This window comes from Parahaliea mediterranea (assembly GCF_003402235.1).
GTDB lineage: Bacteria > Pseudomonadota > Gammaproteobacteria > Pseudomonadales > Halieaceae > Parahaliea > Parahaliea mediterranea.
This window is the reverse complement of record NZ_QEWO01000019.1, coordinates 1-3514: the sequence shown is the minus strand read 5'-3', so window position 1 is coordinate 3514 and position 3514 is coordinate 1. Positions and strand designations below refer to the sequence as shown.

General features: G+C 65.0%; 4 protein-coding genes. All 4 read right to left on the bottom strand.

Annotation, left to right across the window (positions count from 1 at the left end; all coding sequences use genetic code 11):
- Positions 1-237 precede the first annotated feature (237 nt).
- Genes DDZ17_RS22120 through DDZ17_RS22105 form a run of 4 tightly spaced genes read right to left on the bottom strand, consistent with a single transcriptional unit; the run spans position 238 to position 3042 of the window.
- Positions 238-459: a hypothetical protein gene (locus tag DDZ17_RS22120; protein WP_144079957.1), complete on the bottom strand. Its 222-nt coding sequence runs from the start codon at positions 457-459 to the stop codon at positions 238-240.
- Positions 459-1256, bottom strand: coding sequence for an ExeA family protein (locus DDZ17_RS22115; RefSeq protein WP_027951220.1), 798 nt, complete (start codon positions 1254-1256; stop codon positions 459-461). Before DDZ17_RS22115 ends, DDZ17_RS22120 begins: the two co-directional genes overlap by 1 nt.
- Positions 1256-2614 carry an IS481 family transposase gene (locus tag DDZ17_RS22110; protein WP_027951219.1) on the bottom strand — a complete coding sequence of 453 codons (1359 nt, stop codon included), beginning with the start codon at positions 2612-2614 and terminating at the stop codon, positions 1256-1258. Before DDZ17_RS22110 ends, DDZ17_RS22115 begins: the two co-directional genes overlap by 1 nt.
- 14 nt (positions 2615-2628) lie before the next feature.
- Complete coding sequence (locus DDZ17_RS22105) at positions 2629-3042, bottom strand: hypothetical protein (RefSeq protein WP_116369206.1); 414 nt, start codon at positions 3040-3042, stop codon at positions 2629-2631.
- Between the last annotated feature and the right edge of the window lie 472 nt (positions 3043-3514).

Sequence of the window (3514 nt, the reverse complement as noted above, 5' to 3'; positions counted from 1 at the left end):
TGTTGTCTCGCTCAATAATCCGTGACGCCTTTCCCAAGTAAATTCGGGCCGGGCAATACAATACTTCCCTGATTATTCCGCAGCCGCAGCCGCAGCCGCAGCCGTGCCGGGGATCGGGGTCGGGATAAACCTCATTGCGGGTGGTGGTACACGCGAGTGGGTCCAAGCGCGGCAACACTCGCCGGTCGATCAGACCGGTGAATGTTGAGGGAGGGTTCGCCGGGATACGGCAAGCCGTCAGAACGGCGGGTTGTCCTCGAACGGTAGTTCGAGATTGGGGTCGTCGACGTCGAGGTGGTGATCGAACCCACGCTCATGATCGTCGCGGATCATCGCCTCCAGCAGTGAGTCACGATCCTGTTGCCAGAGGATCTCGCTGATCGACCGGCACAGGTCGTACACGGCGAGCTTCTGCTCAGGCGACCAGGTCGCCATGATCGGCAACAACGGTGTTGTCATCATCCGGCCTCCGTCAATGCGGCCTGCACATGTTCCGCCGTGACGCTCCTCGCCTGGTTAATCGCCGCAGCGGTCAGCGCGTAGTGAGCCAGGCGGTTGACCTTGCGCGGTAGCGCCTGCGTCGCCTGGAAGATCGCTTCGACTGCAGCGGGTTCGAACAGCGGCAGTTCGCAGCTGGCCAGGCGCAGACGGTGGGCCAGATACTCGGGCAATTCGCTGCGCCCAAGGCCACCGAGGTGGTAGCGGACGACGATGCGTTGCTCAAGTGATTCGTGCACGGCCATCTGCAGGCGGCGGCGCAGCTCGGTCAGGCCGACCAGCAGCAGACACAGGCGGTTTTCCGAGTCCATCTCGTAGTTCGTTAGCAGGCGTAGTTCTTCCAGCACGTCATTGCGCAGGTGGTGCGCCTCGTCGATGATCAGCACTGGGCGCTGCTTGCCTTCGAGCAACAGGCGGGAGACCTCGGTACGGATCTGGCGGAAGGCGCTGGCGCGGTTGCGCTCGGTGGGCAGACCGAACTCCCAGGCGATGGACTTGTAAATGTCCATGACGTTGCCGGTCGTCAGCGGAACATAGATGGCGCGGTACAGGCCCGGGTGCAAGGCGTCGGTCAGGCGCCGACACAGGGTGGTCTTGCCGCTGCCGGGTTCGCCGGTCAGCAAGCCGATACCGCGCAGCTCCAGCAGGTGCTTGAGGCGGATCTCGGCCTCGGCCTGTGCGCTGGCGGCGAACAGCACGGTGGCCGCCAGGGTGTGGTCGAACGGGAACTGGGTGAGCGCAAAGTGCTTGAGATACATCAGTGTGCCCCTCCCGCTGGGGCGTCGTTGTCATCGGACTCGAGGGCGGCCATCATCAGGCCCGAAGGTGCCGGCTCGGACGGACGATCGGGGTCGAGGGCTCCGCTGCGGCGATGGCGCTTGACGAAGCAGTTGGCATAGAGGTCGACCCGGCGCGCCTGCTCGATACACTGACCGTTGTGCACGACCTGCACCGGCGCGTCGGGTTGGCTGGGGTCATAGCGCAGGGTCACCCGCTGGCCGATCAGGCTGGCATCGACTTCGTAGACCTGCCCGTGCAGGGAGACCGTGCGATCATTCTGGACCTTGCGGTGATCCTCGAACAGGAACAGATCATCGAGGTCCATTCCGGGCTCCGGGTAACGCATCCCCTCGGCGGTTTGCGCCCAGCGCTCCAGCGGGGTCTGCTGCTCCAGTCCGCGATGCGGCTGCTGGTGGTACTCGCCCTCAATCCACACGGCCAGACGCCGGTTCAACGCGCAGAGGCTGGCGGTATCGTGGTCAGTGAGGTCAGCGATCAGTTGTGCGCGGCAAGTTCTGAAGAAGCGTTCAATCTTGCCCTTGGCCTGTGGCTGGTGGGGCCGGGCGTGAATCAGCGCCACACCCAGCTTGGCGCAGATCAGTGCAAACTGGTGCGAGCGGTAGTTGGCGCCGTTGTCGACGAACAGGCGTTGCGGCAGGCCGCGACGGATCAGCGCCTGCTTGAAGACTGGCAGGAAGGCGCGGGTATTCTCGGCAAAGGCGAAGGCGGCGTGGGGTATGACGCGGGTGGCGTCGTCGATGAAGGCGATCAGGTAGGTTTTGCGCTTGCGCCGATCCTCGCCCGGGACGGCGGGCCCGTGCATGACGTCACTCATCCACAGCTGGCCGGCACGGGCGAAGGCGAAGCGGCGCCGGTCCTCACCGGGCGCGGCCTCACCGTTACGGCTCATCAAGCCCTGCTGCTTGAACAGTCGGTGTACCGTGGAGATGGGCAGCGATTGGGCGGCAGGCAGGAGGCCTTCCTCGCGGACCTTGTCAATGATCCGCCGGATCGAGCGATCTGGCTCCGCCTCCTTGATCTGCAGCAAGCGCTCGACCAAGGTCGCAGGCAAGGCCCGCGGATGGCCGGCATCGATGCGTCGCTTCGGCTTGAGGGCATCGAAGCCGCCGACGCGGTAGTCGCGCAGCCAGTCACGCAAGGTGGATTCGGCCACGCGGGTACGCTGCGAACCGGGGATCTGGTGATCGGTTGCGACGATGCGCTCGATCGTGTGCTGACGCTGTCGTGCGGTGAGATCATCAGGCAATAGTTGAGCGATCAAGCGGTGGCGGAACAGGGCCACCCGCTCGCTGAGGTCGTGGGCATCTTGGGTCATCGGAGCTCTCCATCTCAAGCGGCCGTGAATCGGCCTGCCGGGACAGTCTCCAGAATGGCGATGGGCGGGTCAGGCCCCGCCTGGTGTTGGAAGCGCGGCACGGCAGTGTCCCGACAGCGCCGGCGCGGATCAAAGCCGAACGGCGTGGGCAGGAGCGGCAGGTAGCGGGCGACCATCCCGCGCAAACACATCAGGACGGTATCGCTACCGAGTGCCGCGGCAAACGCCTGCAGCGTCGGCGCCACCGCGGTGAAGTGCGCCGGCTCGAGCCCGCGGATTGCGGCCAGGGTGCGGTGGATCGACTGACAGAGCCTGTCCAGGTAGCGCAAGGCGCCGGGCAGTTCGATCTCCGTTCGCAACTGCCCAGCGGCCGCTGCGCGTGAGGGTGCCTGTTCGACGGCCAGCACCGTGGCCTCAAGCTCGGCCAACGTCCCCGAATAATGCGACGCCAGGCAGTCCGGCAAGGCACTGACGGTGCGCCGGGCCCGGGGGCAGTACCAGCGAGCGATCAGGGTGCCGACTGGACGGACCCGTTCGTAGGTCCCATGGCGTGAGAATCCGCATCCGCCCTCAGCATGCCACGGGCAACGCGTCAGGGTTGCGAACCGCCACAGTTTACCGGCAACATAGACCTCGCTGGTGGTTGGCGTCGCCAAACGCACTTGCACACCAGCCACGGCCCGCGCGGGTGGTTCCGCGGCGGGCCATCTTCTCCTTCTTGTTCTTAGGCGGCCCTCAGTTTGCCTCTTCTGGCGCGACTCGCCAAGCCATCGGCATTACCCAGCCGAGGGACGATGCAGCTTGGGATATCCCGGATTCTGCCGGTTTCCCAACACGTCCGGAACGACACAATCCGGAATGAAACCCACCGCGGTTTACGGATTATTAAGCGAGACAACA

Excerpts from the sequence above, each read along its gene's own strand:
- DDZ17_RS22110 (WP_027951219.1), bottom strand. The coding sequence starts at position 2,614 with ATGACCCAAGATGCCCACGACCTCAGCGAGCGGGTGGCCCTGTTCCGC.
- DDZ17_RS22115 (WP_027951220.1), bottom strand. The coding sequence starts at position 1,256 with ATGTATCTCAAGCACTTTGCGCTCACCCAGTTCCCGTTCGACCACACC.
- DDZ17_RS22120 (WP_144079957.1), bottom strand. The coding sequence starts at position 459 with ATGACAACACCGTTGTTGCCGATCATGGCGACCTGGTCGCCTGAGCAG.